Origin of the sequence: Flavobacterium sp. N502540 (assembly GCF_025947365.1) — a bacterium.
In the GTDB taxonomy this organism is placed as follows: Bacteria; Bacteroidota; Bacteroidia; order Flavobacteriales; family Flavobacteriaceae; genus Flavobacterium.
In genome coordinates, this window is record NZ_CP110012.1 from 2,484,683 (window position 1) to 2,501,349 (window position 16,667).

At 33.8% G+C, this 16,667-nt stretch carries 16 protein-coding genes; 13 read left to right on the top strand and 3 right to left on the bottom strand.

Annotated features, from left to right (window positions below; all coding sequences use genetic code 11):
• Positions 1-88 precede the first annotated feature (88 nt).
• Both OLM58_RS10735 and OLM58_RS10740 read right to left on the bottom strand, forming a co-directional pair.
• Entirely contained in the window at positions 89-976 is an 888-nt protein-coding gene (locus OLM58_RS10735) for an NAD kinase (RefSeq protein WP_017497923.1), read from the bottom strand.
• Positions 977-1,071: 95 nt separating this feature from the next.
• Positions 1,072-1,731 (bottom strand): CBS domain-containing protein, encoded by a 660-nt coding sequence (locus OLM58_RS10740; RefSeq protein ID WP_264532270.1) that lies wholly within the window; start codon positions 1,729-1,731, stop codon positions 1,072-1,074.
• Between the two features lie 116 nt (positions 1,732-1,847).
• On the opposite strand from OLM58_RS10740, the gene OLM58_RS10745 reads away from it, so the two are divergent.
• From OLM58_RS10745 to OLM58_RS10755, 3 genes are all read left to right on the top strand, one after another.
• Positions 1,848-2,561 carry a pyridoxine 5'-phosphate synthase gene (locus OLM58_RS10745; RefSeq protein ID WP_264532271.1) on the top strand — a complete coding sequence of 238 codons (714 nt, stop codon included), beginning with the start codon at positions 1,848-1,850 and terminating at the stop codon, positions 2,559-2,561.
• A 205-nt stretch (positions 2,562-2,766) separates the two neighbouring features.
• Positions 2,767-5,046, top strand: coding sequence for a TonB-dependent receptor (locus OLM58_RS10750; RefSeq protein ID WP_264532272.1), 2,280 nt, complete (start codon positions 2,767-2,769; stop codon positions 5,044-5,046).
• A 7-nt stretch (positions 5,047-5,053) separates the two neighbouring features.
• Complete coding sequence (locus tag OLM58_RS10755; RefSeq protein ID WP_264532273.1) at positions 5,054-5,914, top strand: DUF4249 domain-containing protein; 861 nt, start codon at positions 5,054-5,056, stop codon at positions 5,912-5,914.
• Between the two features lie 41 nt (positions 5,915-5,955).
• On the opposite strand, the gene OLM58_RS10760 is transcribed toward OLM58_RS10755, so the two are convergent.
• Positions 5,956-7,332, bottom strand: coding sequence for a hypothetical protein (locus OLM58_RS10760; RefSeq protein WP_264532274.1), 1,377 nt, complete (start codon positions 7,330-7,332; stop codon positions 5,956-5,958).
• Positions 7,333-7,531: 199 nt separating this feature from the next.
• Between OLM58_RS10760 and OLM58_RS10765 the strand changes: the two genes are divergently transcribed.
• The 10 genes from OLM58_RS10765 to OLM58_RS10810 all read left to right on the top strand — a co-directional run bounded on the left by OLM58_RS10765 (position 7,532) and on the right by OLM58_RS10810 (position 16,563).
• Positions 7,532-8,296, top strand: a complete 765-nt coding sequence (locus OLM58_RS10765; RefSeq protein ID WP_264532275.1) for an alpha/beta fold hydrolase — start codon at positions 7,532-7,534, stop codon at positions 8,294-8,296.
• A gap of 39 nt (positions 8,297-8,335) precedes the next feature.
• The gene (locus tag OLM58_RS10770) at positions 8,336-8,824 is read left to right on the top strand and encodes a YdcF family protein (RefSeq protein WP_264532276.1); all 489 of its coding nucleotides are present in this window, start codon (positions 8,336-8,338) and stop codon (positions 8,822-8,824) included.
• Between the two features lie 39 nt (positions 8,825-8,863).
• The gene (locus OLM58_RS10775) at positions 8,864-9,208 is read left to right on the top strand and encodes a phage holin family protein (RefSeq protein WP_264532277.1); all 345 of its coding nucleotides are present in this window, start codon (positions 8,864-8,866) and stop codon (positions 9,206-9,208) included.
• Between the two features lie 118 nt (positions 9,209-9,326).
• On the top strand, positions 9,327-10,649 hold the full coding sequence (locus tag OLM58_RS10780; RefSeq protein WP_264532278.1) for a trigger factor: 1,323 nt from the start codon (positions 9,327-9,329) through the stop codon (positions 10,647-10,649).
• Between the two features lie 241 nt (positions 10,650-10,890).
• The gene (gene clpP / locus OLM58_RS10785) at positions 10,891-11,565 is read left to right on the top strand and encodes an ATP-dependent Clp endopeptidase proteolytic subunit ClpP (protein ID WP_017497934.1); all 675 of its coding nucleotides are present in this window, start codon (positions 10,891-10,893) and stop codon (positions 11,563-11,565) included.
• 202 nt (positions 11,566-11,767) lie between these two features.
• A complete protein-coding gene (clpX, locus tag OLM58_RS10790) occupies positions 11,768-13,000 on the top strand; it encodes an ATP-dependent Clp protease ATP-binding subunit ClpX (protein ID WP_202702068.1) in 1,233 nt (410 codons plus the stop codon).
• A 144-nt stretch (positions 13,001-13,144) separates the two neighbouring features.
• Complete coding sequence (locus OLM58_RS10795) at positions 13,145-14,332, top strand: hypothetical protein (protein WP_264532279.1); 1,188 nt, start codon at positions 13,145-13,147, stop codon at positions 14,330-14,332.
• 18 nt (positions 14,333-14,350) lie between these two features.
• Complete coding sequence (locus OLM58_RS10800; protein ID WP_264532280.1) at positions 14,351-14,944, top strand: hypothetical protein; 594 nt, start codon at positions 14,351-14,353, stop codon at positions 14,942-14,944.
• Between the two features lie 223 nt (positions 14,945-15,167).
• Entirely contained in the window at positions 15,168-15,713 is a 546-nt protein-coding gene (locus OLM58_RS10805) for a hypothetical protein (RefSeq protein ID WP_264532281.1), read from the top strand.
• A 328-nt stretch (positions 15,714-16,041) separates the two neighbouring features.
• Positions 16,042-16,563: an isoprenylcysteine carboxyl methyltransferase family protein gene (locus OLM58_RS10810; RefSeq protein WP_264532282.1), complete on the top strand. Its 522-nt coding sequence runs from the start codon at positions 16,042-16,044 to the stop codon at positions 16,561-16,563.
• The last annotated feature ends 104 nt before the right edge of the window (positions 16,564-16,667 follow it).

Genomic DNA, 16,667 nt, shown 5'->3' on the forward strand with positions numbered 1-16,667 from the left:
ATATGATTTTGAGCTATTTGATGATGATTCGCTATAGGCAGAACGGGAAAATGTAGTATTATCGTATAGTGGTAATTCAGAAAAGCGTTTAATTTCTCTTGTCTTCCCCCCAGAGCAGTTTTTTTCTCAGTGTTTTTAAGAAAGTTTCGCCCGGTATTTCCACCATTTTTATTTTGAAATCGGTTTTTTTAATTTTTAGAACAGAATCATTTTTTACAGAGGTGATTCTGGAATCTAAAGAAACTAAATACTGGTCTTCTCTTCCGGTAACGCGAAGTTTGATTTCGGTATTGTCCGGGATAACCAATGGCCTTGCGTTTAAATTGTGCGGCGCAATAGGAGTGATCACTAAGCTTTCAACATTAGGGGTCAGAATCGGGCCGCCACAGCTTAAGGAGTAGCCCGTCGAGCCTGTTGGCGTTGAAATTATAAGACCGTCTGCCCAGTATGAATTTAAGTATTCGTTGTTTAAATATGTTTCAACTGTAATCATAGACGTGGTGTCTTTTCGGCTGACGGTGACCTCATTCATTGCAAAGTTTAAGTCGTCTTCGATAGCTTCATTTTTAGGATCACAGGTTAAGCTTAATAAAGTTCTTTCGGAGATTGTGTAATTTTTGTCGATGATGTATTGTAAAAAATTATCGATACTTTCTCTGGGAACTGTTGCTAGAAACCCTAATCTTCCGGCATTAATGCCTAGTATTGGAATTCCTGAGTTGCGAACCAGCGTTGCAGCTCTTAAAATAGTTCCGTCACCACCGATACTAATGAGCATTTCATAACTATCGTCCAACGAAGTAGAGGAAGAAAAGGTTTTATATTCCTTTTTAACGAGTTCTTTTTCGTAGAGCATTTTCAGGAAGTCTTCTTCAATTACCATTTCGACATTATTGGAATTGAAAAAAATAAAGATGTCTTTAATAATGGGGCCTGTACTATTTTGATAATACTGTCCGTAAATGGCTACTTTCATTCGTTAATTAGATAATTTGTCAATGTGTTAATCAGATAATTTGTCAATGCGAAGATTATCTAATCAACTAATTTGCTTATTGACACATTAATAATTTATATGTTAAGGTATTTGTCCAGGTAATCAGAACGTTCTTTTAAGCTGTTGATATAAGCGTCTTCCTGGTGTTCGGATATGATTTCGTAATTGTATCGTCTAAAAGTCTGGATGATTTCATTCATAGGTCCTACACCAATTTTTATGGTGATCTGAACATTTTCTAAATCAGCTTCAGAGACAAAACAGCCTAGGATTTTACCGTTATTACTTTCTATAATTTGAGTGACTTGGCCCATAGAGTAGTCCAAAAGTCCTTTTTGGACAATGATAATACCGCCTTGTTCTTTTAAGAAAGGAGTTTCCTGAAAAAATTTCATGATGTCCTCCATTTCATAATAACCAATATAGGTGTTGTTTTCGTCAAGAACCGGGATTATATTGGTATGATTTTTAGCAAATACTTCGAGAACGTCAAGCCAAATCATAGATTTTCGGGCAAAAAAACGCTCCAGAGTATATTTGTAGTCAATGGCTTTTTTGTCTGTATCAAAAGTTTCGACATCATCGACGGCGATACTTCCAATAAAAATTCCATTTTCCAAAACCGGAAAATGTGAAAAGTTCAAATCAGCAAAAAAGTCCTGAACCGATGCTATCGTTTCCTGACTATCAATCGCTCTGAGATCATTGGTGATATAGTTTGTAATTTCTGTCATAAATCTATTGAAGATATTTCATGCAAAATAATCAAAAAATAGCAAAAAACGCTACGTTTTACTTTGTATTTTTGTCGTAACAAATATAGTGTTACCAGAATTAATTATCTATTTATATGACAAAGTTAAGTGTAAATATCAATAAAATTGCAACGTTGCGAAATGCACGCGGTGGAAATGTTCCTGATTTATTAAAAGTTGCGACCGACATTCAGAATTTCGGAGGCCAGGGAATCACAATCCATCCGCGTCCGGATGAGCGCCATATTCGCTATCAGGATGCACGCGATTTAAAAGCAATTGTACATACTGAATATAACATTGAAGGGAATCCGCAGCATAATTTTATCGATTTGGTTTTAGAATGTAAACCAACACAGGTGACCTTAGTTCCGGATGCAATTGGAGCGATTACCTCGTCTGCAGGCTGGGATACTGTAGCCAATCAATCGTATCTGACGGAAGTGATTCAGGAGTTTCAACGAAACGGAATCAGAACATCGATTTTTGTCGATCCGGTGCTGGAAGTTATAGAAGGAGCAAAAAAAACAGGAACAGATCGCATTGAATTGTACACGGAAGCTTTTGCGCATCAATACGGTTTAGGAAATAAAAACGGAATCGATCCTTATGTTGAAGCGGCAAAACTGGCTAATGAGTTGGATTTAGGAATTAATGCAGGTCACGATTTAAGTTTGGATAATATTCAGTTTTTCAAACAAAACATTCCGGGATTGTTAGAAGTGTCTATTGGTCATGCTTTGATTTCGGAAGCTCTATATTTGGGCTTGGATAACGTAGTAAATATGTATCTGAATAAATTGAAGTAATTGAGATTATAATTCGTGACTGATCGTAAATATTAGTCACGAGTTTTAGATAAGAAGACTGCTTGTGAAGGAGCAGGTTGAAAATGAGGGCAAATGATTTAAATTCGACCGAAAAAAAGTAACTCCCAATAGGAAATAAAATCACGCATACTCTCAAAAAACACTTTATAATTGTTTATTTTCGCACTTTTCTTATTAAAATCAAGTGCCAAAACCAATCATCCTCTTTTTTTTACTCTGTTTTTCCAGTGTATTTTCGCAATCTAAAGTCAGTATAAGCGGAAATCTAAAATCTTCTGAACGCGAGAATCTCGTTGGAGCAAGTATCTCTCTAAAAACAGAGATTCAACAGTATTATAAGTTATCTGACTCTGTTGGTAATTTCTCGCAACAGCTGCTGCCTGGGCGTGTAGCAATAACAATCAGCCAATTAGGTTATCTTACGAAAATCATTAATCTTAACTTCGAAAAAGATACGGTGCTTTCAATAGTGCTGGATAAAGATGTTTCTCATCTGAAAGAAGTTATAGTGAATAATGATAAAAAAAGCCCGATAACGACTTTGTCAGGGGGAAAACTAGCCTTTAATTTAAAAGAATTGTCCTTAGTTCCGACCGTTTTAGGGACTACAGATATTATAAAACTTTTGCAGCTGACACCCGGCGTACAAAATTCAGGAGACGCAAACGGATATTTGTATGTTAGAGGTGGAGATCCGGGGCATAATGCCATTTTGTACGATGGAACTCCTGTATATGGAATGTCGCACTTGTTGGGGATTTTTCCTTTTTATAATACCGATCATATTAAAGGTGTCGAGTTTGATAAATCAAGTTCGAATGCAAAATATGGAGGACGTTTGAGTTCAACGACACTTTTGATTCCGAATAAAAAAATACCTTCAGAATTAGGTATTCAGGGGAATGTTGGAATTTTAGCTTCACAGCTGACATTAACTGCTCCTGTGGGTAAAAACTCAGGCTTGTATATTTCAGGAAGGAAAACCTATATTGATGAGATTGTTGCGCCATTATTGCGTTCCGGTTCAAAAAACAATGATGTTCAGAATATGAAATATGGTTTCTCAGATGGAAATTTGACTTTTATTTCTCAGCTTTCTAAAAATAACCTGCTTTCTGTCGATGCTTTTGTTAGTGGTGATGAGTTGAAGATCGAGGACGGAAATCTTGCTTTGAATACTAGTTTAAAGTGGAGTAACGTCACCATTTCTCCTACTTTGGTTACTGCAATTTCTCCAAATGTAAACATGTCAAATGCGCTATATTTTAGTCAATATTCTAATGAACTGAATATGGAACAGGCAACCATTGAGTTTGGAGTTTCGTCATATGTAAAAGATTTTGGATTTAATAATGCTTTTAGATATCAGATAAAAAATGTTCCTGTAGAATCCGGAATACAATATGTACATCATAATTTGCAGCCACAAAAAGTAAATGTCGAGAATTTGACAGATGCTAATAATGCTTTTCAAAATAGCACAATCGATGCCAATGAGGCGGCTGTTTTTACGACTATAAAACCGAGGTTTACGAATCGTTTAAGTGCCGAATTGGGTATTCGGGTTAATTATTATGCTTCAGGTTCTCGTGACTCCTATTTGCATTTTCAGCCTAGAGTTTTATTGAATTATCAGTTAAACGAAAAATATTCTTTTTATGGATCTTATAACAGACAATATCAATACCTAAGTCTGATAACTACTTCAAGTGTTGGAATTCCTACTGATTTTTGGATCGCCAGTTCAGACGGCATAAAACCGCAATCGTCAGACGAGTTTTCGATTGGTTCGAACCAGAATATTTCGAAAAATTTTAGTACTTCTCTGGGAGGTTTTTATCGTTCGATGAAAAATTTGCTTGAATATCCGTACGGAATCACACAGTTTAATGAAGTAACCACATTCAAAAACGATTTGTTAGTAGGAAAAGGAAAAGCATACGGACTAGAAGTAATGCTTCGTAAGAGCAATGGAAAGTTTACCGGTTGGCTGAGCTATACACTAAGCTGGTCAGATCGTAATTTTGAGGAGCTTAACAATGGAAAAACGTATTTTGCCAAGTACGACAGACGACATAATCTGTCGATTGTTGGAATGTACGATCTGAATGCCAAATGGAATTTCGGGGTTACTCAGTTGTTTGGTTCAGGTAATCGCTTTACCATGCCAACATCGTGGTATTTCATTAACAATAATCCGGTCAAAGAGTATTCAGGTTATAACAATGCACAAATGCCCAATTATATCCGAACCGATCTTTCCGTAAATTATTTCTTTGTGAAAACGAATAAAAAAGAAAGTGCACTGAATTTTTCAATTTACAACACATTCAATATCAAAAATCCGATTTATGTGGTACTGAGTGTTAAAGAGAATAAGGATAAAAACAGTGTCACTGTAAAACAGGAAGAAAAGGTTTTGTATCGCATATTGCCTTCTGTGAGCTGGAGGTTTAAATTTTAAAAAAAAGATGAAAAAATATTTATTACTGATTGCTGTCCTGATAGTGACAAGCTGTTCCAAAGATGATTTTGGTCAGTCAGGTACAGAGTCTAAAATTGTAGTAGAAGGCTGGATTGAAGAAGGAGACTACGCTCAGGTTTTGCTATCGAGCAGTATTCCGGTTACCAATACAATTGATTCGACTAATGTGTTAAATCATGTGATACGTTCTGCAAAAATTACCATTTCAGATGGTACGACCTCAGAGGTTTTAAGGGTAAAGAATGATAAAAACAGAGTGCCTCCATTTGTGTATTATGGTACAACTCTAATGGGAGAGGCAGGGAAAGAATATTCGTTGAAAATAGAGTATCTGAACCGGGTGGTTGAAGCGACAACCAAGATTCCAAAAACAGTAGCCATAAAAAGTGCAGAATACATAAAGAAGGTCAGCACTGATACGACAGGTTACGTTTTTGTGAAATTTGATGATCCGGTAAACGAAAAAAACTATTATCAGATTGCAACCAGAATAGAAGGAGAGGAGCCTGTTTTTGTTCCTGCGTTTTATGGCAATTTAGACGATAAAAATTTTACTACCGCCGCCGTATCCGTCCAAATTAACAGAGGTATTTTACTTTTTCCTAAAACCAAGTTCACGCCTTATTTTGCAGATGGAGATTTAATACTGGTAAAATTAAGAACTCAAAATAAAGAAGCCTTAGATTTTTGGAACAGCTGGCAAAACGAAATCGTAAACAGTAGGAATCCTATTTATCCCGCAAACACAAGTTTAAAATCAAATATTAAAGGCGGAATAGGAATCTGGGCAGGCTATGGTCAAAGTATGGTTGTTGTAAAGACCGCGGAAAAAATAAAGCCGTTTTGAAACTAGTTTCAAAACGGCTTTAAGTTTATACTTTAAGATGCTTATTTTCTCTCAAAAGCTTTGATGAAATCTTGAAATTTGGCATCAAGTTTTTCGAATCCTATAGAGAAGTAAGTACTGAAAGAAACTTCAGTATTGTCATTGAATTTTAAATAATATTCTTCTTCATAGTAAGTTCTTGTAAATGATTCTCCTGTACCATTGTGTGACCAGTAAGAATTTTTGGTATCCCAAACAGGTAAAGTAGTAGCGTAATCATAGTCTGATTTTTCTGAACGCTGAACAATATCTGCAATTTTAGTTCCGTCTTTCTTAGAAACTAAAACTAATTTTATGTTTTTATTGAAAATAGTAGCTGTACCTTCAGAGTATTTTTTGTTATATGCATTTACTGCAGTGTAATATTCTTTATAGTTAGCTTTAGGGTCGTTTGAGTTTGGGTAAGTAGGGTATACCATACTTTTCTCTAATGCAGCGTCATCAGCAGCTTCAGTAGCTAAATCAGTTTCAGCAACAATAATAAAATTGTCCATTAATTTTATCAGTCCGTTTGCTTTGCCTCTGTATTGAATAAGTTTATCGTCATTGATAAGAGCATCAATATTAGCAGAGCTTCCTGCGCTGAAGTCAAGTAAAGTTTTCCCGTTGTAGGTAAAAAGGGCTTTTGAAGTATTCTCAGTTCCTTTTTTACCATTCATTTCCCAGGTATAACCATCATTTAAAACCATTTTGTAAGCAAACTCATCCGGAGATTGGTTTTTAGATGAATATTTGGCAGTTTGGGTAAAAGTAGCTGCTGTTGTATTATCGATGGTTAAGATAGCATCTGTAGATGTTGGTAAAAAGAAATAATCATATACAGATGGGCTTTGAATATATTGTTGTTTTACAGCGTCATAAGTCCATTTTCCGTAAGTATCGATACTTTTTACTTTTACATCAGAAGCAACGGCTTTTACTGAAAGAACCGCATTGTTTGTCGTTTGTGTTTTTTTAGCTGGGAAAACAAATTTTAGTTCTGTTGTAGAGGCTGTTTTAACCCAAGTTTTTGCCGTATTGTCCCAAGTATAGATACCGTAAACTCCGGAAACGTTTAAAATGTCTTCTACTTTATTGCTGTTTTTTCCGTTAGTAATGTCAACTTCACTAATCTCTAATAATCTGTTTAAGTTTTGTGTTGCTTCAATAGCACCGGAATTTTTAGATTTGTCTAATTGAACCAGAATTTCATTCGCTTCTGCCTCTAATTTTATCTTTTGATCAGCAGGAGTTAATTTAGAATAAGGCTGTTTTAAAATATCTGCAATTTGTTCATCACGAGTTTGTTCCGTTGGAGTTTCTTCTTTACTGTCATCGCTAGAACATGAAACCATAAGTTGAGAAGCAACTAAGGATACTAAGAATAATTTTTTAATCATGGTTGAGATTTAAATTAAATAAAAATTTTATTTTGATTTTTGAAGGCGCAAGTTACAGTTTGTATTTGTGCTTTCTTTACGGAAAGCCGTAAAGACGCGAAGTTTTTTTAAATAAAGCAGCTTTGTCGAGGTTAATTAGTTTAAGAATTGGTGCATAACTTTTTTTACCTTTGTGAGCAGTTTTTAAAACCCAATACAAATGTTATATTCGAAAATAGAAGGAGAAGGAAAGCCTTTCGTAATCATGCACGGATTTTTAGGAATGTCAGACAACTGGAAAACACTTGCAGGTCAATATGTAGAAGCGGGGTTTCAGGTTCATCTTCTGGATTTAAGAAATCACGGACGTAGCTTTCATTCAGACGAATGGTCCTATGAAGCAATGGTACAGGACGTGTTTGAATATTGTCAGGCCAATCAGTTAAATAAAATAGATCTGTTAGGACATTCGATGGGAGGGAAAGTGGCTATGCTTTTTGCTGCTACACATCCCGAAATAGTCGATAAATTAATTGTAGCCGATATTGGCCCTCGATTTTACAAACAGCACCATCAGGATATTTTGGCAGGATTAAATGCCGTTGATTTTTCGGTAAAACCAAGTCGAAATGATGTTGAAGCAATTGTTGCGCAATATGTTCCCGATTTTGGTACAAGACAATTTTTATTGAAGAATTTATATTGGGCAACACCGGGACAGCTGGCTTTCAGATTTAATCTGGCAGTTTTTAATGACAATCTGGATGCTATCGGAAAAGCGCTGGCAGAAGGTTTGGTTTTTGATAAAGATACCTTGTTTATAAGAGGAGGGGATTCCGGCTATATTTTAGACGCAGATTTTGATGCAATACGCAAGCATTTCCCTAAAGCTAAATTTGAAACCATTCCCAATGCAGGGCACTGGCTTCATGCCGAAAATCCAAAAATGTTTTTTGAACTGACAGCAGGATTTTTAAAAGAGTAAGGTTTGATTTAAAAGGACTAATTCTATTTAGTTTAAAAGATGAAAGTTTTAATAGTATTGGGATCACCAAATTCAGAAACAGGAGATTTAGGGCAAGTAGCTCTGGACAGGTTAAAGTACTGTTTAGATATTTTTGAATCAAAGGACAATTGCATTATTTGTACAGGAGGTTTTGGAGCGCATTTTAATACAGCGCCGCTTCCACATGCCGACTATGCCATGAAATATTTAAAAGAGAATGGACTTAGTGCTGAAAATTTTCTGGAGTCTGCCTTGTCTGCCAATACTGTCGAAGATGCAGTTTTATCAAAAAAGATAGCACGCAATCACAATTTAAACTCTGTTGTGATCATTACGTCTGATTATCATGTTGAAAGAGTGAAACTTATTTTTGATGAAATTTTAGGATTTGATCAGATGGAATATGTCGGAGTAAAACATAATATTTCTGAAGAGGAAATGGAGAAACTACTGGAGCATGAAAAAAAAGCAATCAATGCAATTTTGAGCAAAGGTTTATATTATTAAATTTTAGTACTTTTAAATAAATTTTTAAAACATACCATTATGAATTTACTACTCAGACTTCTTGTTACGGCAGGTTTAGTTTTGTTAATTGCTCACTTTTTACCTGGTGTTCATGTTGCCAGTTTTACGACCGCAGTAATTGTTGCGGTAGTTTTGGGGTTGTTAAATCTTTTTGTAAAACCAATATTGGTAATTTTAACGTTACCGGTTACACTGATTACTTTAGGCTTATTCCTGTTGGTGATTAATGCAATCATTATTTTGTTCTGTACAAATATTGTCGGAGGTTTTAAAGTAGATTCCTTTTGGACAGCATTGTTTTTTAGTGTTATATTGTCTGTTCTGCAGTCCATCACCTATAAAATTATAGGAGACGATAAATAAAACAAATAGAGAAAGCGTGATTAAAACGTATTCAAATACAATAGATTAAAAACTTGGTTGGGTTGCAAAAATTTTATAATTTTGCGACCCAATTTTATTATGTAAATTAAAGAAGAAAATGGATATTAAAAGAGTAGCAATAGACGCTGTGAATGAAACAATTGTAATGACAGTTGTTCACATGGATTATAAAGGTCAGGTAGCAAAAAGGATAAACGAAAAAATGCCATTGGCTACTGTAAAAGGTTTTAGAAAAGGACAGGTTCCTAAAGACCTGGTTGAAAAACAATACGGAAAAGCAATTAAGCAGGAAGAAGTTAAAAAAGTAGTTGATTTGGCTTTAGAGCGTTTTGTTCAAGCTGAAAGATTAAATCTTTTAGGAACTCCACTAGCTAAAGTAAACGAAAACTTTGACTGGGATGCTGAAGAATTGACATTCGAGTACGAAATTGGTTTAGTACCAAACTTCGAAATTGATTTAGAAGCTAAAAACAATATCGTAAAATACATCGTGACTGCTGATGATAAATTAATCGACGGTCAGGTAGAGCGTATCCAAAAACAATTTGGAAAAGCAATTCCACAAGAAGTGGTAGTAGCTGATTCAGATTTGACTGGAACTTTCGCTAACGAAGAAAACGGAATCAACAATACAACTACAATTGCTGTAGGTACTTTCAGCAAAGCTGCCGGAGATAAATTCATCGGTAAAAAAGTTGGAGATGTTGTAACAGTAAGCACAAAAGGTTTATTTGAAGACGATCACCAATTAATGGATTACTTAAAAGTAGGTCATGATAATGTTCACGGTTTAGATATCGAAGTAAACTTTACTATCGAGGCTATCAACGGAGCTGAATTGGCTGAATTGAACCAAGAGTTATTTGATAAACTTTTTGGTGAAGGAAAAGTAGCTTCTTTAGAAGATTTGAAATCTAAAATTAAAGAAGATGCTGAAGCTCAATTCGCGCAGCAAGCAGATCAAAAATTATTGTTAGACGTTCAGGACTTCCTGATCGAAAGCACAAAATTTGATTTACCAGCTGAATTCCTTAAAAAATGGTTGCAAACTGTTGGAGAGAAAAAACTTTCTGCAGAAGAAGCTGAAGTTGAATACGCAAGATCTGAAAAAGGATTACGTTTTCAATTAATCGAAGGAAAAGCTTTAGCTCAAAGCAACATCCAGATTAATTTTGAAGATTTGAAAGCTTTTACAACAAACGCTATCAAACAACAAATGGCTCAATTTGGACAGTTAAATCCTTCTGATGAAGAAGTTCAGACAATTGTAGCAAGAGTTTTATCAAACCAGGAAGAAGTGAAAAGACTTTCTGAGCAGGTAGTAGCGGAGAAGTTATTGGAAATCTTTAAAGAAAAAGCAAATCCAACTACAAAAGAAGTAACTTACGAAGAATTTATTGCCGCTTCATACGGAGAATAATTTCTAAAAAAATAAGTATATTTGAGCGTCAGGAGATTTTTCTGACGCTCTTTTTTGTTTTAAGTTTGTTTTGTTTCAGATTTCAGGTTTACGTTTGATCGGACTATAAGTAATCTGAAACTTGAAACCTGAAACAAAAAAGTAAGACAAATTGACATTATTGTATAAAAAGGTACGAACTTTGTTTTTACCTGCTTAAGTCGCTTAAAGACTTTAGATTTTCAAACTTTAAACTAAAAATATGAACTACGGTAAAGAATTCAAAAAATTTGCTACAAAGCACCAGGGAGTAAATGCCATGTACTATGACAAAATTATAGCGGCAATGAACCCAACGAATATGACTCCATATATTATTGAAGAACGTCAGTTGAATATTTCTCAATTAGATGTTTTTTCCAGATTAATGATGGACAGAATTATCTTTTTAGGAACAGGTATCGACGACCAGATCGCGAACATTGTTCAGGCACAGTTATTATTTTTAGAAAGTGCTGATGCTTCAAAAGACATTCAGATTTATCTGAATTCTCCTGGAGGAAGTGTTTATGCAGGATTAGGAATTTATGATACCATGCAATATATCAAACCGGATGTAGCGACAATTTGTACAGGTATGGCAGCCTCTATGGGAGCGGTACTATTATGTGCAGGAGCAGCAGGAAAACGTTCGGCTTTACCACATTCAAGAGTAATGATTCACCAGCCATCAGGGGGAGCTCAGGGAGTTGCAACAGATATGGAAATCAACTTACGTGAAATGTTGAAATTGAAAGATGAATTGTATCATATTATTTCTCAACATTCAGGACAAACTTTTGATAAAGTGCACAAAGACAGTGAGCGTGATTACTGGATGATTGCAGATGAAGCAAAAGAATACGGAATGATTGACGAAGTATTAAGAAGAAGCTAATTTTTTTTAAAGCTTCTAAGTCGCTAAGACGCTAAGATTTTAAGTGTTCTTTGTGATTTAAAATTTTAAATAAAAAAATAAAAATATTAGAGCCTGTTTAAAATTTAAACAGGCTCTTAAGCTGTAAGGAGTTAAGTTTTAAAGTTTTAGTTGAAAAACTTAGAAACTTAGTATCTTTGCAGCTTAGTAACTTAAATAAAGAATGGCAAAAGTAGTATTAGAATGTTCGTTTTGTGGAAGAAAAAAGCCAGAAACTAATTTATTGATTGCAGGTATCAATGCACATATCTGTGATAAGTGTATCGAACAGGCACATGGAATTGTATTAGAAGAATTAAAATCTAGTGGAAGCGCAAAACTTGTTGGGGATTTAATTTTAAAGAAACCAAAAGAAATCAGAGCTTTCTTAGATCAATATGTTATTGGCCAGGATCAGACTAAAAAAGTAATGTCGGTTGCCGTTTACAATCACTACAAACGTTTAATGCAACAGCAATTAGACGATGAAGTTGAGATTGAAAAAAGTAACATCATCATGGTGGGACAAACCGGAACAGGAAAAACGCTGGTAGCAAAAACAATTGCTAAAATGTTAGATGTTCCTTTGGCTATCGTTGATGCGACCGTACTTACTGAGGCAGGTTATGTAGGAGAAGATGTTGAAAGTATTTTAACACGTTTGTTGCAAGCTGCCGATTATGATGTAACCAAAGCCGAAAGAGGAATCGTTTTTATTGACGAGATTGATAAAATTGCCCGTAAGAGCGATAATCCGTCTATTACGCGTGACGTTTCCGGTGAAGGAGTGCAACAGGCTTTATTGAAACTGCTTGAAGGAACAGTTGTAAACGTGCCGCCAAAAGGAGGACGTAAACACCCAGACCAGAAATTTGTGGAAGTAAATACTCAAAACATCCTGTTTATTGCTGGAGGTGCTTTTGATGGTGTTGAGCGTATCATTTCTAAACGTTTGAACCGTCAGGCAGTTGGATATTCGACTTCTAAAAATGTAGACAATATCGATAAAGACAATTTATTGCAATACATTATTCCAAAAGATATTAAAGATTTTGGATTGATTCCTGAGATTATTGGACGTTTACCGGTTTTAACGCACATGGATCCTTTAGACAAAGAAACCTTGCGTGCAATTTTGACACAGCCTAAAAATGCTTTGGTAAAACAATACCAAAAGTTATTCTTAATGGATGAAGTTGAATTCACCATTACAGATGAGGCATTAGATTTTATTGTAGACAAAGCATTAGAGTACAAATTAGGAGCACGTGGATTGCGTTCGTTATGCGAAGCAATCTTAACTGATGCGATGTACGAATTGCCAAGTTCAGACGATAAAGTTTTAAGTATTGATAAAGATTATGCAAAACATACTTTGAATAAAAATCTATTGAAACGTATGGAAATCGCTTCGTAAGTTTCTGTAATAAGATTTAATAATTTAGAAAAAACCTGCTCGTTAGTTCGAGCAGGTTTTTTTTTGTAAAATAAAACTTATATTTAAAGTCGTTTATAAGTTGTTAATATAATATTTTTCTTATATTTATAGAAATATATTTGTATGAAAAATATTAAAAAAATGGCAATCCTCTTAATGGTTTTAGGAGTTGCAGTGTTAACAGGTTGTTGTGCTTCAGAAGAAGCAGGAAGCGAACAAAAAATAGAGCAATCTATTAAGGTTAGTCAAGCGAGGGTTTGGTTTGAACAGTATCAATCAAAAGTAAAAATTGATTCGTCGTTTAAAAGTCAGGTTTATAATTGGGATAGTGCAATCACGGAAACTTTTGAAAATAGGACTGAGGCAATTGTAGTTCCCGTTAGAGATAATAATCTGAGTGATGCTTATATAGGACAGAAAGTATTGTATTTATACCCTTTAGAAAATAAAAAGGAATTTTCGGCTACATTATATGAGATACTCCCTTTATCAGAATCTTTAGAAAAAATAAAAACTTCAGCGGATTTAGTTAACTTTAATGGGTATATCATTGTCTGGGATTTAGAAAAGGGATTTGTAAATGGGGCAAAATTTGAAAACTCCAATACGACAGCAGCGCTAACAGGACTTAGGGTAATCTCTTCGGAGGAGTCAGAACGGCTCAATAAATCGACTGCTAAGTCAGATTCAGATCCTTTTGAATTGGATGAAGTGATCATTCGCAGAGAAAAATCCGAGAATAAGCAGGAATATGGAGGAGGAGCTTATGGAGGAAGTCTAAAATCAGGATCGAAAGGTAATAGTCCAAAGGGATATGTAAAGTCTCCCGGAGGTGGAGGAAGTAGTAGTTCTACAGGATCAACGGTAACTAAAGTTATTCCGCCTAGCTGTGAGAGTTTTAATTTTACGTCGAAAAAAGGGGCTAATTGGCAAGTAGCGATGGTCAAAAATATTAATTTTAGAGTTATAGGATTGAGCCCAAAAGGAATTGAAATATTGCATGTTCTTAGTTATCCACAAGCAATATATTTTGGTACGCCAACAAATATACAGGTGGGTAATACAGATATGACACCTGGAATTGCGGCAAATGTTTCTGCTCGGGCACTTCAACAATCAATGCAGGACGTAATAGATAAATATGGAGGAACAGACGTGTCAGATTTGATACTTGATCGATATTTTAGAGAGAGATTAGTACACAATTATCCTCTTTACGTTAGTGGAGGCAGGGTAAATTTTAATTCAACTGAAAAACTTCCCGCGACTAATTATAAAACAAATACATGGACTTCAGGAAACTGTAATTAACTATTTAAATCGATTAATATGATTGAAAAGGTTTTAAAAAATGTAGTTTATTTATTCTATCCGCGAAATATATGTGCCTTTACAGAAAAAGACATTTATTTTATTTCCGAGGAGTATAAGAGATTATTTCAAACAATAAATGATTTTAATAGTGAAGAGGGTAAAGTTTTTAGGAAGAGAATTGTTGCAGAGTTTGAACACGATTACACATTAAATAAATTAAATGATCACACCTTGTTTGATTTAGGGGATAGATGCATGACTTTTAATGTGAGTATAATCGAGGATGGTGAGTTATATACAATATCATTATTTATTAGTATTATAGTCCCATATTATGTAATTAAAGTTCAAAAAAATATAATTGACTTGTATTTCTCCAAATCAGAAATAACTAATTTAGAAGAAAAAAATATAGAAAGAAGAACTATAAATGAATTAGTTATGGATATTGAAACAGTAATTGAGGATAAATTTTTGTACAAAAAATTTCCAAAAGAAATACTTAATTCAGTTGTTGAAGATATTAGTTTTCAAGATACAGAGTTTGGCTGTTTTACGATGTTTATTGCTTTTTTTAATAATGTAATTATCAAAGAAAATGAAAAGTGATTTTTTAATATTTCTGACAATTACCGGCTTATTGTTAATTTTTCTTTACTTCTTCGAGTACAATTTTAATTTTTGTATTTCCAATACATTTTATCTTGTAAGTTATTTTTTCCCTGTTTTATTAGTGTTTCTATTAGGGTTTGTATATTATTTGATAAAGTTTATAAAAAAGAAGAGAAAGTAAAAAAACAAATTTAAAAATACGAGAGCATACTTCATTTTTTTGTTTTTCTCTTTATTCGCCAATGTTGCTACTGGTCAAACAAGCAGCAAAGTTGATAACGAAGATTATGAGGTAATAAATCAAATAACAAATAGTTTAATAGAGGGTAGAAAACAGTTATATGTAAAGGATAACGATACAGCTGTAGGTCTTTATGCAAAGAGTCTGGTATTTAAAGATCAAAAAAGATTCTTCACTAAAAAAGCTTTTGAAGAGTACTTTTATACACCAATAGATTCTGTAAAAATAAAAAAGTTAATTAAATCAATGAACTTTGAATACTTAGCCAATCAAAAGAGAAAAGAAGTAAATTGGAATTTAAGTAAATTCAAATATCCTTTTATAAAATATAGTGAATCGACACCTTATGAAACTATTAGGTTTAGTGCCTCACCTCCAATCTATTCCAAAGACAAAAAAGTGGTTTTTATTTTTTTTAGTAGCGCCTGTAATTATGACGGATGTGGCGCCACTACAGTAAAAGTTTATAAGAAAGTCCATAATAAATGGGTTTGGTATCTAAACTTTCCAATTACTTTAAGTTAATATTTTTAAGTATTGGTAAAATTTTTATAAAACATACTTTGAATAAAAATCTATTGAAACGTATGGAAATTGCTTCGTAAGTTTCTATAGTAAGATTTAATAATTTAGAAAAAACCTGTTCGTTAGTTCGAGCAGGTTTTTTTATGCAGGATAACAACTTCATAACTTAGTCTGTCTTGGGTTTTTTCTTACATTTAAAAAAGTATATTTGTATGAAATGGATACGCTGGTTAGATTAATTGGCGATTGTGTTAATTACTAGTTATAATTGAGAACTATTTGATTGACATTGTCCTGAAAATATCATCTTAATTAAACATAACCGACTATGAGTAAAGTACTAATTATTTTAATCGTTTTTTTTACGGTGAGATTTGTATCGCTTGCAATATCTCTTGCAAATGAGAAAAGATTAAAAGCTGAGGGAGCAATACAATTTGGAAGACTAAACTCCTTTTTTCTATCAGTAACCCACTTTCTGTTTTACGTGTTTTCATTTTATGAAGCTTATATACAGAAAATAACGTTCAATACTTATAGTAAATACGGACTTTGTCTTATGATCTTTGGGTATACAATGCTTTTTTTTATTATGTATCAGTTAAGAGCAATATGGACTGTGAAAATATACATTGCTCCTAATCACAAAGTAGTCCGATCATTTTTGTTTCGAACGATACGACATCCAAATTACTTTTTAAACATCATTCCTGAGCTTGTGGGAGTTGCCTTATTGTGTAATGCATGGAAGACATTAACATACATTTTTCCTTTATATCTGGTCATTTTAGTGATTCGGATTATTCAGGAAGAAGCTGCGATGAAAAGAATAAATAAAGACAATTTGTAAATGGATCAGATTTATATCCTTTTTATTTATTCTTATAAAAAGGATTAAAGAGTGTAAAATTTGTTTGTTGTAATAAATGATAACTAAAGGTTTAAAAAAATTTA